The sequence below is a fragment of the Mycolicibacterium aichiense genome, from assembly GCF_010726245.1.
Taxonomy (GTDB): domain Bacteria; phylum Actinomycetota; class Actinomycetes; order Mycobacteriales; family Mycobacteriaceae; genus Mycobacterium; species Mycobacterium aichiense.
This window is the reverse complement of sequence record NZ_AP022561.1, coordinates 2,313,585-2,331,252: the sequence shown is the minus strand read 5'-3', so window position 1 is coordinate 2,331,252 and position 17,668 is coordinate 2,313,585. Positions and strand designations below refer to the sequence as shown.

Annotated in this window: 18 protein-coding genes; 8 read left to right on the top strand and 10 right to left on the bottom strand. The window is 67.1% G+C overall.

The genetic code is table 11. The features are described 5' to 3' along the window. Positions 1-32: 32 nt before the first annotated feature. Together G6N32_RS11305 and G6N32_RS11300 are read right to left on the bottom strand one after the other, a co-directional pair. Complete coding sequence (locus G6N32_RS11305; RefSeq protein ID WP_115319673.1) at positions 33-1,373, bottom strand: condensation domain-containing protein; 1,341 nt, start codon at positions 1,371-1,373, stop codon at positions 33-35. Between the two features lie 17 nt (positions 1,374-1,390). Then, the gene (locus G6N32_RS11300; protein WP_115321092.1) at positions 1,391-1,882 is read right to left on the bottom strand and encodes a winged helix-turn-helix transcriptional regulator; all 492 of its coding nucleotides are present in this window, start codon (positions 1,880-1,882) and stop codon (positions 1,391-1,393) included. Between the two features lie 94 nt (positions 1,883-1,976). Here G6N32_RS11300 and G6N32_RS11295 point away from each other — a divergent pair, with 94 nt between their 5' ends. After that, positions 1,977-3,161: a thiolase family protein gene (locus G6N32_RS11295; RefSeq protein WP_115319672.1), complete on the top strand. Its 1,185-nt coding sequence runs from the start codon at positions 1,977-1,979 to the stop codon at positions 3,159-3,161. Position 3,162: 1 nt separating this feature from the next. Next, positions 3,163-3,651, top strand: a complete 489-nt coding sequence (locus G6N32_RS11290; RefSeq protein WP_232077605.1) for a DUF302 domain-containing protein — start codon at positions 3,163-3,165, stop codon at positions 3,649-3,651. 15 nt (positions 3,652-3,666) lie between these two features. On the opposite strand, the gene G6N32_RS11285 is transcribed toward G6N32_RS11290, so the two are convergent. From G6N32_RS11285 to aspS, 3 genes are read right to left on the bottom strand one after another with little or no spacing between them, the layout of a single operon-like run. Continuing rightward, positions 3,667-4,089 carry a pyridoxamine 5'-phosphate oxidase family protein gene (locus tag G6N32_RS11285; protein WP_115319670.1) on the bottom strand — a complete coding sequence of 141 codons (423 nt, stop codon included), beginning with the start codon at positions 4,087-4,089 and terminating at the stop codon, positions 3,667-3,669. Between the two features lie 10 nt (positions 4,090-4,099). Then, a complete protein-coding gene (locus G6N32_RS11280) occupies positions 4,100-4,531 on the bottom strand; it encodes a nitroreductase family deazaflavin-dependent oxidoreductase (RefSeq protein ID WP_115319669.1) in 432 nt (143 codons plus the stop codon). Further along, on the bottom strand, positions 4,528-6,306 hold the full coding sequence (gene aspS, locus G6N32_RS11275; RefSeq protein WP_115319668.1) for an aspartate--tRNA ligase: 1,779 nt from the start codon (positions 6,304-6,306) through the stop codon (positions 4,528-4,530). The genes G6N32_RS11280 and aspS overlap by 4 nt, the downstream gene beginning before the upstream one ends. A gap of 124 nt (positions 6,307-6,430) precedes the next feature. Between aspS and G6N32_RS11270 the strand changes: the two genes are divergently transcribed. Continuing rightward, positions 6,431-6,919 (top strand): SRPBCC family protein, encoded by a 489-nt coding sequence (locus tag G6N32_RS11270; protein WP_115321091.1) that lies wholly within the window; start codon positions 6,431-6,433, stop codon positions 6,917-6,919. Here G6N32_RS11270 and G6N32_RS11265 read toward each other — a convergent pair. Beyond that, positions 6,916-8,394, bottom strand: coding sequence for a carboxylesterase/lipase family protein (locus G6N32_RS11265; protein WP_115321089.1), 1,479 nt, complete (start codon positions 8,392-8,394; stop codon positions 6,916-6,918). The two genes, G6N32_RS11270 and G6N32_RS11265, sit on opposite strands and share 4 nt — an antisense overlap. 72 nt (positions 8,395-8,466) lie before the next feature. Between G6N32_RS11265 and ypfJ the strand changes: the two genes are divergently transcribed. Further along, complete coding sequence (gene ypfJ, locus G6N32_RS11260) at positions 8,467-9,345, top strand: KPN_02809 family neutral zinc metallopeptidase (protein ID WP_115321090.1); 879 nt, start codon at positions 8,467-8,469, stop codon at positions 9,343-9,345. Here ypfJ and G6N32_RS11255 read toward each other — a convergent pair. Together G6N32_RS11255 and G6N32_RS11250 are read right to left on the bottom strand one after the other, a co-directional pair. Continuing rightward, positions 9,323-10,000: a DUF427 domain-containing protein gene (locus G6N32_RS11255; protein ID WP_115319667.1), complete on the bottom strand. Its 678-nt coding sequence runs from the start codon at positions 9,998-10,000 to the stop codon at positions 9,323-9,325. The two genes, ypfJ and G6N32_RS11255, sit on opposite strands and share 23 nt — an antisense overlap. 7 nt (positions 10,001-10,007) lie before the next feature. After that, positions 10,008-10,898: an acyl-CoA thioesterase gene (locus G6N32_RS11250; protein WP_115319666.1), complete on the bottom strand. Its 891-nt coding sequence runs from the start codon at positions 10,896-10,898 to the stop codon at positions 10,008-10,010. A 75-nt stretch (positions 10,899-10,973) separates the two neighbouring features. Here G6N32_RS11250 and G6N32_RS11245 point away from each other — a divergent pair, with 75 nt between their 5' ends. The 4 genes from G6N32_RS11245 (at position 10,974) to G6N32_RS11230 (ending at position 15,317) form a co-directional block, all read left to right on the top strand. After that, positions 10,974-11,594 carry a TetR/AcrR family transcriptional regulator gene (locus G6N32_RS11245; protein ID WP_115319665.1) on the top strand — a complete coding sequence of 207 codons (621 nt, stop codon included), beginning with the start codon at positions 10,974-10,976 and terminating at the stop codon, positions 11,592-11,594. Positions 11,595-11,701: 107 nt separating this feature from the next. Beyond that, entirely contained in the window at positions 11,702-12,931 is a 1,230-nt protein-coding gene (locus G6N32_RS11240; RefSeq protein ID WP_115319664.1) for an amidohydrolase family protein, read from the top strand. Then, positions 12,928-14,061, top strand: coding sequence for an acyl-CoA dehydrogenase family protein (locus G6N32_RS11235; protein ID WP_115319663.1), 1,134 nt, complete (start codon positions 12,928-12,930; stop codon positions 14,059-14,061). Before G6N32_RS11240 ends, G6N32_RS11235 begins: the two co-directional genes overlap by 4 nt. Then, entirely contained in the window at positions 14,058-15,317 is a 1,260-nt protein-coding gene (locus G6N32_RS11230) for an acyl-CoA dehydrogenase family protein (protein WP_115319662.1), read from the top strand. Before G6N32_RS11235 ends, G6N32_RS11230 begins: the two co-directional genes overlap by 4 nt. A 10-nt stretch (positions 15,318-15,327) precedes the next feature. Here G6N32_RS11230 and G6N32_RS11225 read toward each other — a convergent pair whose 3' ends face one another. Next, the gene (locus tag G6N32_RS11225; protein WP_115319661.1) at positions 15,328-16,617 is read right to left on the bottom strand and encodes a carboxylesterase family protein; all 1,290 of its coding nucleotides are present in this window, start codon (positions 16,615-16,617) and stop codon (positions 15,328-15,330) included. Between the two features lie 18 nt (positions 16,618-16,635). Then, complete coding sequence (locus G6N32_RS11220) at positions 16,636-17,652, bottom strand: Rv2578c family radical SAM protein (protein WP_115319660.1); 1,017 nt, start codon at positions 17,650-17,652, stop codon at positions 16,636-16,638. Positions 17,653-17,668 lie beyond the last annotated feature (16 nt).

Sequence of the window (17,668 nt, the reverse complement as noted above, 5' to 3'; positions counted from 1 at the left end):
CCAGACTTTCTGACAGGTGTCACACGATCCGGTTACTCGATCGTGGCGTCGAGCCCGAATTCTCCGAGGACCGTGGCCACCGAGGTCTTCAGCAGGTCTTTGCTGTTCGGGCCGCCGGGGCGCCACGCCGAGACCGAGAGCGAAACCTCGCCGTTGACCTGACCCGACGCCAGGAACAGGGTGCCGCCGAGCCGGTCGAGAATGTCCGCGGTGATCCGCGACTCCAGCTGACGCACGACGATGTGGTCGGCGTCGGTGCCGTCTGGCCGGTTCACCGCCGGGTCCAGCTTGCCGAGGTTTGAGCAGCCGATCGGCGCGCCAGCCCCGAGCGCCATCCCCTCCAGCCGACGGGCCAGCCCGGGCGGGATCAGCGGCGCCAGTGCCACCGGACCTAGCAACTCGAAGCGGCTCTCCGACAGCGCGGCCAGGTTCTTCTTCAGTTCGGCACGCACATCTCGCAGCGTCTGCGTGACGTTGGCAGGATCGATGCTCACCGTCATCCCGGTCAGCGCGTTGGCCCGCGTGTCACCCTCGGTGCGTTCGCTGACCGGAAACTGCAGCCGGACCCGACCGGTGTCGTCGACCCGGCCCTGCTCCTGGCCCAGCTTGGCCGCGATTCCGGCGAACAACGAATTGCTTGTTCCACCAAGGCTTTCCATGCGCTGTTGCCAGTGAGCCTCGTCGATGTAGGCGACCAGCGCAGGGACGGTGACAAGTCGGCTTTCGTCGATCTTGGCCGGCGCCGGCGCTGAGCGTCCGGCCGACGAGCTCAGTTCATTGCGGTTGTTGCGGGCCAGTTTCACCGCGGCACCGATCGCCTTGGCGAAGTCGGGCACCGCACGCACCAGGCCCGCGGCGTCTTCGCGCAGGGCCTGCCCGCGGGTACGGGAGTGGGGTTTCGGATAGCCGAGGTCCCAGGTCTCCCCACTGGCGGCCTGCTTGATGGCCAGGGTGATCGCCAGCCCGTCGCAGATCGAATGCGAGGCGATCAGCGTGATGACCGCCCCGCCCTCGGTGAAGGGCTGGACGGCCAGCCGCCACGACGGGCCGCCTTCGGGATCGATCGGGACGCGAATCTGCTCGTCGAGCCAGTCCAGCGCCTCGGCGCGGGGGCGGGCGACCGCCGCGACGTCGATGTCAGCCGGGCCGGTCCACGCCACCCAGTGGTCGCGGCCGAACGGCAGCGGCGAGCGTTCGATCCGCCGCCCCAACAGGCCGCGGCCGAGGTTGTGGTGGAAGCGACGCAGCCCGTCGAAGTCGACCGGGTGCTCATAGATCCAGGCGTACTGGGCCAGCGGTCCGCGACCGAGCGCCCGCAACCCGAGGAAGGATCCTTGATCGATGTACGCCAGCGTGGAGTCCACACCGGCCATCGTAAGCGGGGGCGGTCTCACCGCGGCGCAGGCGCCGCACCTTTTCTCCTGAGCTCCACACCCAGCTCGTCAGGCGGGACGAGATGCCCCTGTGCGCAACGGATTTCGACGGTCGCCTCGGCGCCGCAGTCGAGGTGGGTCAGCCGCAGCCGGGTGTCCTGGGCGAGATGGCGCCGCCCCCACTCGAACATCGCCCACACCACCGGCATCAGTTCGGTGCCCGACTCGGTGAGCACGTACTCGTCGCGCACCCGCTGCCCCGGCTCGCGGTAGGGCCGCCTGGTCAGCAGTCCGGCGTCGACGAGTTCGGTGAGCCGTGCCGATGTGGCGGCCTTGGTGATGCCCACCCGCCGGGCGAAGTCGTCGAATCGGGTGGTGCCGTAATACGCCTCCCGGAGGATCAGCATCGCCGACTTGGTTCCGATGACCGCCATGGTCTTCTCGATCGGGCATTTGCCGACCGCCGACCAGCTGTCGCGATCGGCCAGGGTTCCCTGCAGCAGTGTCACGTAAGTCACTCCATTTCTGAGTTGTTTTCACTATACCTAGCTGTTATAGCTGGGTATAGAGCGCAGTACTCAGCGACCAGTTCAGGAGGACAACATGGCCGATTACTCAGGGCGCGACGCCGTCATCGTGGCGGCGGTCCGTACGCCGATCGGCAAGGGCAAGCCCGGCGGTGCGTTGCACGGCGTGCTTCCCGCCGATCTGCTGGCGCACAGCCTCTCCGAGCTGGTCGCACGCACCGGTGTCGACCCGGCCGAGATCGACGACGTGATCGCGGGCGCGGTGACCCAGGCCGGTGACCAGGCGGTCAACATCGCCCGAAACGCGCTGCTGGGCGCGGGCTTTCCGGAGTCGGTGCCCGGCACGACCGTCGACCGGCAGTGCGGCTCGAGCCAGCAGGCGATCTCGTTCGCCGCGCAGGGCGTCATCGCCGGCGCCTACGACGTGGTGATCGCCGGCGGCGTGGAGTCGATGAGCCGGGTACCGATGGGGTCGTCGGTGCTGCCGGGTAGCGATCCGTTCGGCACCCGGTTCGCCGAGCGCTATTCCGACGGCCTGGTGCCGCAGGGCATCAGCGCGGAGCTGATCGCCGCACGCTGGGGGCTCTCACGCACCGAGCTCGACGAGTTCTCCGCAGGCAGCCACGAGAAGGCGGCGCAGGCCACCAAGGACGGCTTGTTCGACAACGAACTGGCGCCGATCGCGGGCCTGCAGACCGACGAGATCATCCGTCCCGGAACGACGGTCGAGACGCTGGCCGGGTTGAAGCCGGCGTTCTACAACGAGGCCTATGCCGCGCGGTTTCCGCAGATCAACTGGGAGATCACACCCGGCAACTCCTCACCGCTGTCTGACGGCAGTGCCGCGGTGCTGATCACCACCTCGGAGGTAGCGCGTAAGCACGGCTGGAAGCCGCTGGCGCGCATCCACACCACCACTGTGGTGGGCTCGGATCCGCTGTACATGCTGACCGGCGTCATCCCCGCGACGGAGAAGGTGCTGACCAAGGCCGGACTGACCCTGGCCGATATCGACCTGTTCGAGGTGAACGAGGCGTTCGCCCCGGTGGTGTTGAGCTGGGCCCGCGACACCGGAGCCGACCTGACGAAGACCAACGTCAACGGCGGTGCGATCGCTATCGGCCACCCGCTGGGCGCCAGCGGCGCGCGGATCATGACCACTCTGGTCAATGCCCTGGAGCAGCGGGGTGGGCGCTACGGCCTGCAGACGATGTGCGAGGGCGGCGGGATGGCCAACGCCACGATCATCGAGCGGCTCTGACGTGGCGGCCGAGACCCGCTTCGATGGGGTCCGGGTGCGCTACGACAGCACCAAGAGCTACGACGACCTGGTCACCGCGCTGCTCGCCGACATCGGCGAGCAGCCGGTGCCGATCGGTGAGATCGGGGCGGCCGGCGGCGACTGGCAGTCGTATCAGGCTCGAGTCGAAAAGTACGTCGGGCCAAGCGGATTCATGTTGTTCGCGTTGCTCGACCACGGTGCCTGGATCGCCAAAGCCGGCATTGCGCGCAGGGTGTTGCGGGTCATCCTCGGCAACCCGCTGATCGCGATCACCATGCTTCGGCATGACGTGACCGCGGGCCTGTTCGCCCCGGTCGAGTTGCTGATCCTCGACGAGGGCGCCGGCAGCAGCCTGACCTATGTGAAGCCGTCGTCGCTGATGCTCGTGGAGCCGAACCCGGAGCTGCTCAGCGCCGCCGAGGCGCTCGACGCCAAACTGGCGGCACTGGCCGTCAAGGTGACCGAGTGAGGTCGCGCCGCGGCGTCACATCGCGTAGCGGCGGACAGTCTCCGGTTCGATGACGACTCGCAGCCATTGCTCGTCGCGCATCTGCGCCAGATCCTGAGCCCGGATCGGGTCGTCGAGGTCCCAGTATCGGGCAGCCAAGCGCTCGACGAGTGCCCAGGCTCCGTCGGCGACCAGAGTTGTCGGGCCGGCCACCGACACCCAGCGTTCACGCTCGCCGACCGGTGCAGCCACCACCAGAGATGCGCGCGAATCGCGACGCAGCTGACGCACCTTCGGGGTATCCGCCCCCGTGAAGAGTTGGAGTTGCCCGGTTGGGGTCACCTCGAACCACACTGGCCTAGGCTGTGGCGGCACTGGGCCGGCAGCGGTCGAGAAGAAGCCGTAGAGCGGTCGGGCGAGAAAGGACAGGTCCTGCGGGCCAAGCGTTTCGATGGTCATCGCGGCGCGGCTACGCCCGGGCGAGCTCGAACAGTGGGATGACCCGGCTGGTCTTGGACTGATACTCCCCGAACCCGGGCGCCTCGGCCACGACCTTCGGGTAAGCCTCGTCGCGCTCCTCGCGCGAGAACTCACGCGCGACCACGTCGTAAGCGTCGGTGCCGATCTCGATATGCGCCCGCGGGTTGGCCCGCAGGTTGTGCACCCAGTCCGGATTGGTGTCGGCGCCGGCCTTCGAGCCGATGATGATCAGCTTGCCGTCGACGTGGAAGTAGGCCAGCGGAGCCAGGCGAGGCTCGCCGGACTTCGCGCCGGTGGTGTGCAACAGCAGCAGCGGGCGGCCTTCGAACGGTCCGCCGACGACTCCGGCGTTGGCCCGGAATTCCTCGACGATGTTCTTGTTGAATTCGTTCAGCGACGCGAAGTCAGGCGTGTCTGTCATGGTTTATCCAGCTTCTCCGGCTTGAAATCTATTCCGGATTCCTTGCGCTGCGCAGCGGTGATCGGCGCAGGCGCATCGGTCAGTGGGTCGACTCCGCCGCCGGACTTCGGGAACGCGATCACCTCGCGGATCGAGTCGACCCCGGCCAGCAGCGCGACGATCCGGTCCCAGCCGAACGCGATGCCGCCGTGCGGCGGCGCGCCAAAGGTGAAGGCGTCCAACAGGAATCCGAACTTCTCCCGGGCCTCGTCGTGATCGATACCCATCATCGCGAACACCCGCTCCTGCACATCGCGGCGGTGGATACGAATCGACCCGCCGCCGATCTCGTTGCCATTGCAGACGATGTCGTAGGCGTTGGCCAGCGCCGACCCCGGATCGGTGTCGAATGTCGCCTCCGACTCCGGCATCGGCGAGGTGAACGCATGGTGCACCGCGGTCCAGTTGCCCGAGCCCACCGCGACGTCGCCGGCCGCGGTCGCATCGTCGGCCGGTTCGAACAGCGGCCACTTCACGATCCAGGTGAAGGCCCAGGCGTTCGGGTCGATGAGGTCCAGCCGCTTGGCGATCTCGATGCGCGTCGCCCCGAGCAGGGCACGCGCACCCTTGGGCGTCCCGGCCGCGAAGAACACGCAATCGCCCGGTGCGGCGCCGACGTGAGCGGCCAGCCCTTCGCGTTCGGTGTCGGACAGGTTCTTGGCGACCGGGCCGCTCAGCTCACCGTCCTCGCCGATCAGGACATACGCCAAGCCCTTGTGCCCGCGCTGCTTGGCGAATTCCTGCCAGCCGTCCAGGGTGCGGCGCGGCTGCGACGCACCGCCGGCCATGACCACGGCACCGACGTAGGGCGCCTGGAACACCCGGAACGGCGTGTCCTTGAAGTACTCGGTGCACTCGACGAGTTCGACGGCGAACCGCAGATCGGGCTTGTCGGTACCGAATCGGCCCATCGCCTCGTCGTAACACATCCGCGGGATCGGCGTCGGGAGGTCGTAGCCGATCGTGGACCACACGGCCCGCAGCACTTCTTCGGAGACCGCGATGACGTCGTCGGCGTCGACGAAGCTCATCTCCATGTCGAGCTGGGTGAATTCCGGCTGGCGATCGGCGCGGAAATCCTCGTCGCGGTAGCACCGTGCGATCTGGTAGTAGCGCTCCATACCCGCGACCATCAGCAGCTGCTTGAACAGCTGCGGGCTCTGCGGCAGCGCGTAGAACGAACCGGGCTGCAGCCGGGCCGGCACCAGGAAGTCGCGCGCCCCCTCCGGCGTCGACCGGGTCAGCGTCGGCGTCTCGATCTCGACGAAGTCGTGGGCGGCCAGCACCGAACGCGCCGCCGCATTGACCTTGGAGCGCAACCGGATTGCGTCACCGGGACCGCCCTGCCTGCGCATGTCGAGGTAACGGTATTTGAGTCGGGCTTCCTCGCCGGGCTGCTCGTCGAGCTGGAACGGCAACGGGGCGCTCTCCCCCAGCACCGTCAGCGCTGTCGCGTTGACTTCGATGTCACCGGTGGGGATCTCGGCGTTGGCGTTGCCCTCGGGGCGGATACCGACCACGCCCTCGACGGCGACGCAGAACTCGGCGCGCAGCCGGTGCGCCTGCGCGAGCACCTCAGCGTCGTGGAACACCACCTGCGAGACACCGGACGAATCGCGCAGATCGATGAAGATGACGCCGCCGTGATCGCGCCGGGTGGACACCCAGCCGGCCAGCGTGACCGTCTGTCCGGCGTCGGAGGCCCGCAACGAACCGGCGGCGTGACTGCGCAGCACTGAAACTCCTGAAATCGAGGAACGGATGTAAACGAAGACGAGGGTTCAGTCTATGAGGTGGGCCCGACCGGACATACGTCCCCTCGATGTATGGTCTCCCACGGAGGTAGCCCCGATGACCACGATGTATCCCTGTGAACGCGTCGATCTGACGTTCATTCGCGACGCGAAGTTCCGCTTCTCCAACAGCGTGGACCTCGCCATCACACCCGAGCAACTGTTCGAGGTTCTCTCCGACGCCGATTCCTGGCCGCAGTGGGCCAAAGTCATCACGGGGGTCACCTGGACCAGCCCCAAGCCGTACGGCATCGGCACCACCCGCACGGTGAACATGCTCGGCGGATTGGTGGGTGACGAGGAGTTCCTGGCCTGGGAGCCGTACACCTACCTGGCGTTTCGGTTCAACACCTGCTCGAACAAGGCGGTGGCCGCCTTCGCCGAGGAGTACCGCGTCGAGGAGACGCCCGGCGGCTGCCGACTGACGTGGACGGTGGCGCAGAAGGCGAACGGACCGGCCCGGTTCGGATTGATCGCCGGCGGGCCGCTGATGAATCTGTCGTTCCGCTGGTTCCTGGCCAATCTGCGCCGCTACACCGACAAGCGGTTCCGCTAGTACAACCCGGCCCAAGCCTGTCTGCGTAGCGCGTCGGGGTCGTCGACCGAGACGTCCCTGCTGGAGCGGATGACGCGGGTGGCCCGTCGCGTGGAGTCGTACCGGGGCCAGTCTTCCAATTCGCCGTGGGTGGCGAAGTTCAGCCACGTGCGCTGCATCCGGCGACCCACCGCGGGCTGCACGTGACGGCCGAGCGGGTGGATCTTGCGGCCCAGATATGACCCGTAGCTGTGCTGGATGTGCACGATCTCGCTGCCGTGGGTGGCGCCGAGTCCCAGCATCCGCAAGGTCCACGTGGTGTGGTCGAACCGGTATACGTGCGTGGTGGCGTGCGGACTGTACGCGTCGGCGAAGGCCCACGTCGGCGCACCGAACATGACGTCGGATCCCACCGCGATCTGCGCCCGCCGCCGCGGATAGTCCGGATAACCGGCCAGCACCCGGTTCCGGGCGTCCGGCGCGACCCGGTCGAAGTAGGCGTCGATTCCGTCGGCGGTGGTCGGCAGCATCGGCGGTTTGGACCACGCGAACATCGACGCCTCGTGGCTGTTGGTCCCGACGATCAGCGGCACCGGATTGACCTCGCCGGCCCGCGCCGCGTCGATCGGATGCCTGGGCAACAGGTCCACGCCATAGGTGAGGCCGTAGGCCAGCGTCGGGCTGGCCTCGGCGCTGCGGCGCTGCATCTCCCCCGCGGCCCGGCGCAGCACCCGCTGCGGCAACACCGGAAACGCGGCGGGGTCGGCGCCGACGAGGTCGACGAATTCGTGGGCACGCTTGGCCCGGGTCGCCCGGTCGGCGATGAGCGGCAGCGCCGGGCTCTGGGCGATCGCACGGGCGAACAATCCCTCGCCGGCCGGGCTGGCGAGCAGGGCCAGCACCGATGTCGCGCCGGCCGACTCGCCGAAGATCGTGACGCGCTGCGGGTCTCCGCCGAAGGCGGCGATGTTGTCCTGCACCCAGCGCAGCGCCGCGATCTGGTCGCGCAGGCACAGGTTGTCGGCAAATCCGGCCCCGAGGTCGCCGAGTTCGAAACCGCCGAATACGCCGAGCCGGTAGGTCACGTTGACCACCACCACGTCACCGTTGGCGGCCAGCCGGGACCCGTTGTAGAGCTGCAGTTGCCCCGCGCCGTAGACGAAGGCGCCGCCGGGGATCCAGACCATGACGGGCAATGGCTTGTCGGTGTCAGGCGCCCACACCGTCAGGGTCAGGCAGGCTTCGTCCCGGATCTTCGGGTCGTCGCGTCCACCGCCGACGAACGAGCGGCCCTGTGGCGGCACGGGTCCGTGCTCGACGGCGTCGCGTACCCCGGCCCACGGTTGCATGGGGGCGGGAGCGCGAAAACGTCGCTCTCCGATGGGTTGTTCGGCGTAGGGGATGCCGCGCCAGACCCGCACACCGCTTTCGGTGGTTCCGCGCAAAGCACCCAGGGTGGTGTAAGCCACGGTCGACGGATCCGCGACGACGGTCACGACGAAATCGTAGTGTGGCAAGGTGAACGCGGTGGGTAACCGCACCTCAAGTTCCGATCTCGGGGAGTGCTGATGACCTTTAACGAGGGAATGCAGATCGACACCAGCACCACCTCGACCGGTGGTGGCGGCGGTCGGGGCATCGCGATCGGCGGAGGTCTCGGCGGCCTGGTGGTGGTGCTGCTCGCGGTGTTCCTCGGTATCGATCCGAGCCAGGTGACCACTCCGCAGCAGACCCTGCCGCCCGGTGCCGAGCAGTCGGGCTACGACCTGAGTAAGTGCAAGACGGGCGCCGACGCCAACTCCTACGTCGAATGCCGCGTGGTGGCTACCGGCAACTCGGTCGACGGCGTGTGGAGCGACCTGCTCAAGGGCTACACCCGGCCCAGGATGATGTTGTTCAAGAATCAGGTGCAGACTGGATGCGGCCCGGCGACCAGTGATGTCGGGCCGTTCTACTGCCCGGTGGACAAGACCGCGTACTTCGACACCGATTTCTTCGATGTCCTCAAGACCCAATTCGGTTCCAGCGGTGGGCCGTTGGCGCAAGAGTACGTGGTGGCCCACGAGTACGGCCACCACGTGCAAAACCTGCTCGGCGTACTCGGTCGCGCCCAGCAGGGCGCGCAGGGCGCCACCGGCGGCAGTGTGCGCACCGAGCTGCAGGCCGACTGCTACGCCGGGGTATGGGCGCACTACGCGGCCATCACCAAGCAGCCCGGCACTGACGTGACCTATCTGGAACCGTTGACCGATAAGGACATTGCCGACGCGCTGTCGGCGGCGGCATCGGTCGGCGACGACCGGATCCAGAAGCAGGCCACCGGGCGGGTCAACCCCGAACAGTGGACTCACGGTTCGTCAGCCGAACGACAGAAGTGGTTCACCACCGGCTACCAGACCGGTGACCCCAAGCAGTGCGATACGTTCAAGGCCGCCGATCTGGGCTAGGAAGTTCGGCGCTGACTTCGGCGCGCTGCGGGTCGAAGCTGAAATAACCTGCGATCGGCTGGGTTTCGGGCAACGGCTCGTCGTAGCTCCACGCGACGTCGTCGACGTCACCGGCGGCCCAGTAGGTCGCATACCCCTTGTAGTTGCAGTAACTCGAGGTGTCCGTCCGCCGCAGCAGACCGGTGCGCACATGTTCCGGTGCGACGTAAAGCCTTGGCGCCAGCGCGGTTTCGAACACGATCACGGTCTCGTCGGTGTCCACCAGTACCTCGCCGGCGACCAGCACCCGTAGCCGGCGCCGCGCGGGGCGGCAATCCACCCGGTGGTACGGGTTGGGCGGATAGTGCACCAGGGTTCGGCCCTCTTCCACCCAGGTGTCGACGGCATCCCACCGAACCCGCACATAGCCGGGCGCCTCGGGTTCGGGTTCGGTTGGCAGATCGGTTGTTTCGCCGTCCGGAAAGGCGTAGCTCAGCGGCGCTCCGGGGCGGTGGACCAGCAGCGCGTTCTCGGTGTCGATTACGGTCAGCCCGTCGCGCACCGCCTGTACCCGACGCGGGTGCGGCTCGACGTAGACGATCGGATCTGCCACCGGCGCAGAGAACCAGCCGATCCGGTCCGGACCGAGCGGGCCGCTTCCGGCGACCAGACTCATCGCAGCGCTAGATCCGGGCTTCGGCGGCGATCGCGTTGTCGGAGGTCCGAAGCGGCCGGATCAACGCGTCCTGGGTGAAGGACGCGATCAGCTCACCGTCCTCGGTGTGCACCGCGCCGCGGATGTAGGACATGCCGGCCCCCACCTGGGTGCTTTCGTGGGTGTAGAGCAGCCAGCCGGTCCAGCTCACCGGCTCGTGGAAGCTGACCGTGACCGTCATCGGCGCGGTCGACACCGTGAAGTGCGACTGCGCGGTGCCGATGCCAACGTGTGCGCGCATGGTTGTCGAGATGCCGAGATGCCCGGTGAAGTAGGCGATCAGGGCCTTGGCCAGATCGTCGCGAGCCGGAATGGGGTCGTAGTGCAGCCACGCGTAGACCTCCGGCGGCCCGACCTCGTCGGGGCTGTTGATGTCGATGACGTCGACGAGCTTGACTTGCCTTCCGTCCATGGGCATTTCGCACACGTTGGACTCATCGGGCCCCGCCACCTGCGGACGCGGCAGCTGGTGGCGGATCACGTCCGGGGTGGGCACGTCGGCCAGCACCGTGAACGTCATGCAGCGCTTGTCGTTCTGCGACGCGGTGATGATCGCCGAGGCCGTCGAGCGGCCCTCGGAAACGACGTCGATGTCGAGGATGACCGGCGGTCCCACCAGGACCGCGCGGGCGAAGACACTGTGGACCGAGCGAATCGACTTGCCGCCGAACCGTTTTGCGGCCGCGACGATCACCTGGGCGAGCACCTGGGTACCCTCGACGACCTGTCGATCGTCGGCGTCGGCGATGCCGGTCGGGGCGATGTAGCGATCCTGGCTGTCGGCTTGTACGTCGAAGAGTTCGAGCAGCCGCGTCACCGTCCACGGGTTCTCAGCGGCTTCCCCGGAATTCGCAGTCATGTGTTCCTCACCTTGTCGCATTCCAAGACGGTAACGTCATTCTCGTCACTGTAACCCGACCGATAAGCTGACCCGATGGCCAAGGCCAACGAACGATCGCCCGAGGCGGTACGCGCCGATCCGGACTCCCGGGAGAGCCGCTTCATGCGCTCAGCGCTGTCGATCCTGGCCGAGACGGGCCGCACCGACTTCACCGTCCTCGAGGTCGTGGAGCGCTCAAAGACGTCGTTGCGTTCCTTCTACCAGCACTTTTCCACCAAGGATGAGTTGCTACTGGCATTGATCGACACGATCATGGCCGAGTCGACCAGGCACTGGCGCACCGAGACCGATGCATTGCCGGCCGCCGAGGCAATGCGCGTGCTGATCGACCGGATCTGCACGCCGGCCGAATCCACCAAGCAGGACAGCATCAACCGCGGTCTGACCTACTACAACGACCACCTCGCCGAGTCGCTGCCGCGGGAGTATGCCCGGGTGCTCTCGCCGCTACACGAGTTGATCGGTGAAATTCTCAACCGAGGGATCGACGAGGGCAGCTTCCGGCCCGGCCTGGAAGTCGAGACCACCGCGGCGTTGATCATGCAGGCGGTGCTCGGAGCGATGCGGCTGCGCAGCCTGGGGGCCGAACTCAACGGCGTGCCGATCGACGGCGAGCACATATACGAATTCTGTGTCCGCGGCCTGCTGCCCTGACACGTCTTCGCTGCTAGACCGCCCTTTTGCGACCAACCTGTCGGCCCGCGTACCGTCGTGGTAACGTCATTACCGTTATCGACCAATCAGACTCTCTGGAGGCGGACATGCCCTCGCGCGAGCTTCCCTATCCCGTGTTCGACGCCGACAATCACTTTTACGAGCCGAAGGAAGCGCTGACGCAATTCCTGCCGGACAACCGCAAGGGCGTCATCGACTACATCGACGTCCACGGCCGCACCAAGATCGTGGTGCGCAATACGATCAGCGACTACATCCCCAACCCGACCTTCGAGGTCGTCGCCCGCCCGGGCGCGCAGGAGGAGTACTTCAAGCACGGCAGCGGCGGAAAGAGTTTCCGCGAGATCATGGGCAAGCCGATGAAGGCCATCCCCGCGTTCCGCAATCCCGAGGCACGCCTCGAGGTGCTCGACGGGCTGGGCCTGGACTACACGATCATGTTCCCGACCCTGGCCAGCCTGGTCGAGGAACGCCTCAAGGACGACCCGGACCTGATCCTCGACATCATCCACGCGCTGAACCAGTGGATGTATGAGACGTGGCAGTTCAACTACGAGGGCCGGATCTTCTCCACCCCGGTCATCGACCTGGCCGTCGTCGACCGCGCGCTCGAAGAACTCGAATGGTGTCTGGAGCGTGGCGCCAAAACCGTGCTGGTGCGGCCCGCCCCGGTGCCCGGCTACCGCGGAACCCGCTCGCTCGGGCTGCCGGAGTTCGATCCGTTCTGGGACGCCTGCGTCAAGGCCGGCATCCCGGTCTGCATGCACGCCTCGGACAGTGGCTACGCCGCCTACCTCAACGACTGGGAGCCCGCCGACGAGTTCCTGCCGTTCAAGCCGACGGCATTCCGGATGGTGTCGATGGGCAAGCGGCCCATCGAGGACACCATGGCGGCGCTGGTGTGCCACGGTGCGCTGACCCGCAACCCGGACCTGCGCATCCTGTCGATCGAGAACGGTGCGTCGTGGGTGCCCTACCTGTTCTACCAATTCAAAGACGTGTATTCGAAGATGCCGCAAGAGTTTCCCGAAGACCCGATCGAGGCGTTCAAGCGGGCCGTCTACGTGGCCCCGTTCTGGGAGGACGACTTCAAGAAGATGTCGGAGCTGTGCGGTGTCGACCGCATCATCTTCGGCTCGGACTGGCCGCATCCCGAAGGCCTCGCCGATCCGATCAACCTGGTCGACGACCTGCAAGCGCAGGGCCTGACCGAGGAAGAGCAGCGAAAGGTGATGGGCGGCAACCTGGTCGACCTGTTCAACGTGCCCAACGTCTCGGTCCACAAGCCCGACGTCCCCGCGCTTGTCATCGCATGACAGGAATCGCCAATCCCGAACAGATGCTGTTCGCATCGACGACGCAGGCCTTCCTGGAGAAGGAGGCGTCGCTGACCCGGGTGCGTGAACTGCACGCCGCGGATACCTCGTTCGACGGCGCCTGGTGGCAGCGCGCAGCCGAGCTGGGCTGGGCCAGCCTGCTGGTCCCCGAAGATCTTGGCGGCGGCAGTGTTTCGGGCGACGGTGTGGCCGATCTGGCGTTGGTGGCCGAGCAGATCGGGCACAGCGTGGCACCCGGTCCGCTGCATCCGGTCAGCGTCGTACTCGCAGGTCTGGTCGAGGCCCCGGAAGGACACGGCGACACCATCGACGCGCTGGTGTCCGGTGAACTGGTGGCGTCGTGGGCGGTCTACGAACCAGGCCTGCCGCTGAGCCCGCTGCAGCCCGGTGTCACCGCGACGCGTACCGGATCCGGTTACCGCATCGACGGGGTGAAGGACCGTGTCGAGGCGGGCACCGACGCGGCCGTCTTCCTGGTGGTCGCCGACCTCGACGGCAGTCCTCGCCAGTTCCTCGTTCCCGCCGACCGCGCAGTAGTCACCGAGCAACGTTCGGTCGACATGGTGAAGCGTTACGCCCGAGTGCAATTCGACGGGGGCGAGGTCGACGAGTCCGCGGTGGTCGGCGATGCCGCGCAGACCCCGGCGATCATCGAGCGGCAGCGGCAGGTCGCGCTGGTGCTGCAGTGCGCAGAGATCGTCGGGATCCTGGAGACCGTGCTGGCGATGACGACGCAGTGGATGTTCGATCGCCACAGTTTCGGCAGACCGCTGGCCTCCTATCAGGCACTCAAGCATCGGCTCGCGGACATGAAGATGTGGTTCGAGGCGTGCCGGGCGACGACGGCGGGCGCGGTGGCCGCGGTGTCGCAGCGATCGGATGACGCCGCCCTCCTGGTCAGCGTGGCCAAAGCCTATGTGGCCGAACGCGCCCCGGTGATGCTGCAGGATTGCGTGCAGCTGCATGGCGGCATCGGCGTCACGTGGGAACACGACCTGCATTTGTTCCTGCGCCGTGCTGCGTTGTACCGCGCGCTGTATGGTTCGCCGGAGGAGCACCACCGTGCGGTGTATGCGTTGAGCGCGGGCCAAAAGGAGGTGTCGGCATGACCGAAACCACGATCTCCACTGCCACCGAATCCGTCGCCGATTTCGCCGCCAGGGCACGCGCCTGGCTGGCCGAGAACATGCCGACCATCGATCCCGATCATCCGCCATTCTCGGTGCGCGCCGAGCAAGCCTCCTGGGATCACGCCAAGGAACTCCAGAAGCGGTTGTACGAGGGCGGGTTCGCCGGTATCTGCTTCCCCCGTGAATACGGCGGGCTGGGTCTGGATCACGCGTATCAGAAGGCGTTCGACGCCGAGTGTCGCGGCTACGAGATGCCGCTGATCCTCAATGTGCCGACCTTCACGATCTGCGCTGCGACCATCTTGGACATGGGGACCGAAAACCAGAAACGCGAACGCATTTCGGCGGCCATCCGCGGTGACGAGATCCTCTGCCAGCTGCTGAGCGAACCGAGCGGAGGCTCCGATCTGGCCGGCGTGATCACGCGTGCCGATCGCCGTGGTGACACCTGGGTCGTCAACGGCGCCAAGACCTGGAGCACCAGCGCCTTCGCCGCCGACTACGGCCTGATGCTGGCCCGGACCGACTGGACTGTGCCCAAGCACGAGGGTCTGACCATGTTCCTGGTCCCGTTGAACTCCCCCGGCATCACGATGCGCCGGATCAAAGAGGTCAACGGCAACGAAGAGTTCTGTGAAGAGTTCTTCGACGGCCTGGAGCTGGGCGATGACGCCGTGGTCGGCGAGGTCAACAACGGCTGGGAAGTGGCGTCCCGCCAGCTGTTTCACGAACGTCGCGCCGTCGGCGGCGGATCGGAGTTCGCCAGCGGTATCGGCGCGGAGAACGCCAGCGAAATGCCGCCCGACCACATCGGACTGATCGAGCGCACCGGACAGGCCGACGATCCGGCCGCTCAGGAGCGCGCCGGGCGTGCGCTGGTCCGGCGCACCGTCAAGGAACAGCTGATCGACCATGTCGGGCGAGCGATCGGCAACGGCTCGCTACCGCCGAACGCCGGCACCTTGATTCGGCTGTTCCACGCCGAGACCACCGAACTCGAGGTCGACACCGCGCTGGCGCTCGCCGGCACCGCCGGTGTCGTCGACGAGGGCGGGGAGTCCTCCGACCTGGCCGATATCGGGGTGCGGTATCTGTCGCGGCAGACCGGCTCGCTCGGCGGCGGTAGCAGCGAGATGGCTCGCAACGTGATCGCCGAGCGCATCCTCGGGTTCCCCCGCGAACTGGCCGCCGACAAGGGTGTGCCGTTCAATCAGGTCAAGCGCGGCCGGACCTAGGCACCGAAGCTCACAGTCGGAGATTCGACGTCCCGAGGCCTGCGACGCCGGCGTGGGCAAAGGCGGACCATAAGCCGCGAACCCTCCGCGCCAGATTCGTGTCGATGTCGTGGGGAGCCGAGCCGAGCATCGGCGCATCGGTCCACGCCGGCGAAGCGAACAACAGCGGCAGCTCGATACAGTGACACGCGCCCAGTGGCGCGCCTGGCGGCGACCAGTCGACGCTGTACGTTGCGGAGTTGCCGCCGTTCGATTTCCAAGTGTCGGCTAGTCCGAGCGTGGGCGCACCGAAGATCCGCCGCGTCATAACGGCGCCGACGGGCCGGGTCAGGCCGAGCCGTTGGAGCTTTCGGGTACGCGGGTTCGTCGCCAGGAACGGGCGCGCGTCATCGTGCGTGTAGCCCACGAGTATCTCTATGCGCGGCGCTATTTCGGCGAGTCGGCGTGGCGCGTCCGCCGCGGCGGGCAGTGGCTCCAGGCCCGCGATCGGCGCGAACGGTAGTCCACCACACAACCCGAAGCTCTGTGCGGCTGCCACAGCAGCGGTTTGAGCGTCGAGCAGATTCTCGACGCCGGCGTCCTCGGCGGCGACACCGCCGAGCGCATCGGCCACGGCAACACGCATCGCCGCGGTCATCGACTCTCTCCCGTCACGCAGACCGAGGGGTGCGCTCTGGATGATGGCCCGAGCGAACAAGCCGGTCGTCTCCGAGCTGAGGATCAGGTTGAAAACCGAGTCGCCACCGGCTGACTGGCCGAAAATCGTTACCCGCGATGGATCCCCGCCGAAATCTGCGATGTGTTGCTGGACCCATTGCAGCGCGGCGATCTGGTCCCGCAGGCCCAGGTTCGCATCCGCGTCGGCACGGGGGTTGAGATAGCCGAAGATGCCGAGGCGGTAACTGACTCTGACGACGACAACGCGTCCCTCGGCGACCAGGAGATCGGGGTCGTACTTGGGCGCCTCGCCACTACCCGACATGTACGCCCCACCGTGAAACCACACCATCACCGGAAGGTGGTGGGCGTCGCTGGGCGCCGTGATGCTGAGTACCTGGCACGCCTCGCTCTGTGCCAGACCGTCGATGACGGGGCCGGTGACGAAATCCAGTCGGGAGGGCAGCTGGGGACATGCCGGACCGCGGCGAGTCGCATCGTGGGCGTCGCGGTGCGGCGGCGCCAGGACGGGTGCGGCGAACCGTTCGGCGGTTGCGTAGACGATCCCGTGCGCGGACACGCGCAGGCCGTCGTCCTCGACGAGCAATGGCCCACATCCGGCGGCAAGTACTCGGTGCGCCACGGAGTAACCGTACCTGCGTCAGAACAGCGTCGGCTGCGGCTCCGGCAGGGCCGACGGCTCCGGTGGAGTGGGCGGAGTGAACAACCGGCGATCACCGCCGAGCTTGTACTTGGCGACCAGCGGTGCGGCCCTCTGCCGCAACATCTCCCGGTAGTCGGCCGGAAGGTAGGCCCCGCGCCGGTACAACTCGCGATACGGCGCCACGAGTTCGGGATGCGACCGCGCGAGCCAGCTCATGAACACTCCCCTGGTCGAGCTGCGCAGGTGCAGACCGAACACCGTCGCGCCGGTGGCCCCGGCCTCGGCGATCGCACCCAGCAGGCCGTCGAGATGCTCGGCGGAGTCGGTCAGATACGGCAGCACGGGTGCGACCATCACGTGGCAGTCCAGCCCGGCGTCACGGACGGCGGCGATCAGGCCGAGTCGCGCCTGCGGGGACGGTGTTCCCGGCTCGACGCCGCGGTGCAGATCGGGGTCACCGACGGCCAGTGAGATCGCCACTGATACCGGAACTTGTTGCGCCGCATCCGCTATCAGGTCGAGATCGCGGCGCAGCAGAGTTCCCTTGGTCAGGATCGACATCGGCGTGCCCGAGTCCGCCAGCGCCCCGATGATGCCCGGCATGAGCGCGTAGCGACCCTCGGCCCGTTGATACGGATCGGTGTTGGTGCCCAATGCCACGGTCTCCCGGCGCCAGGACCGCCGGCCCAGCTCCCGCCGAAGCACCTCGACGAGGTTGGTCTTCACCACGATCTCGCTATCGAAATCGTCGCCGGGATCCAGTTCGAGGTACTCGTGGGTGGGCCGGGCGAAGCAGTATCGGCAGGCGTGCGCACAACCTCGGTAGCCGTTCACCGTGTACGTGAACGGCAACATCGAGGCGGCCGGAATCTTGTTCAGCGCAGACTTGCACAGCACCTCGTGGAACGTGATGCCCTCGAATTGCGGTGTCCGGACGCTGCGGACGAACCCGATGCGCTGCAAGCCGGGCAGCGCACCGTCGTCGACCGCTATCCCCTGGCCGCTCCACCGCATCGCTCTATTCGAACGC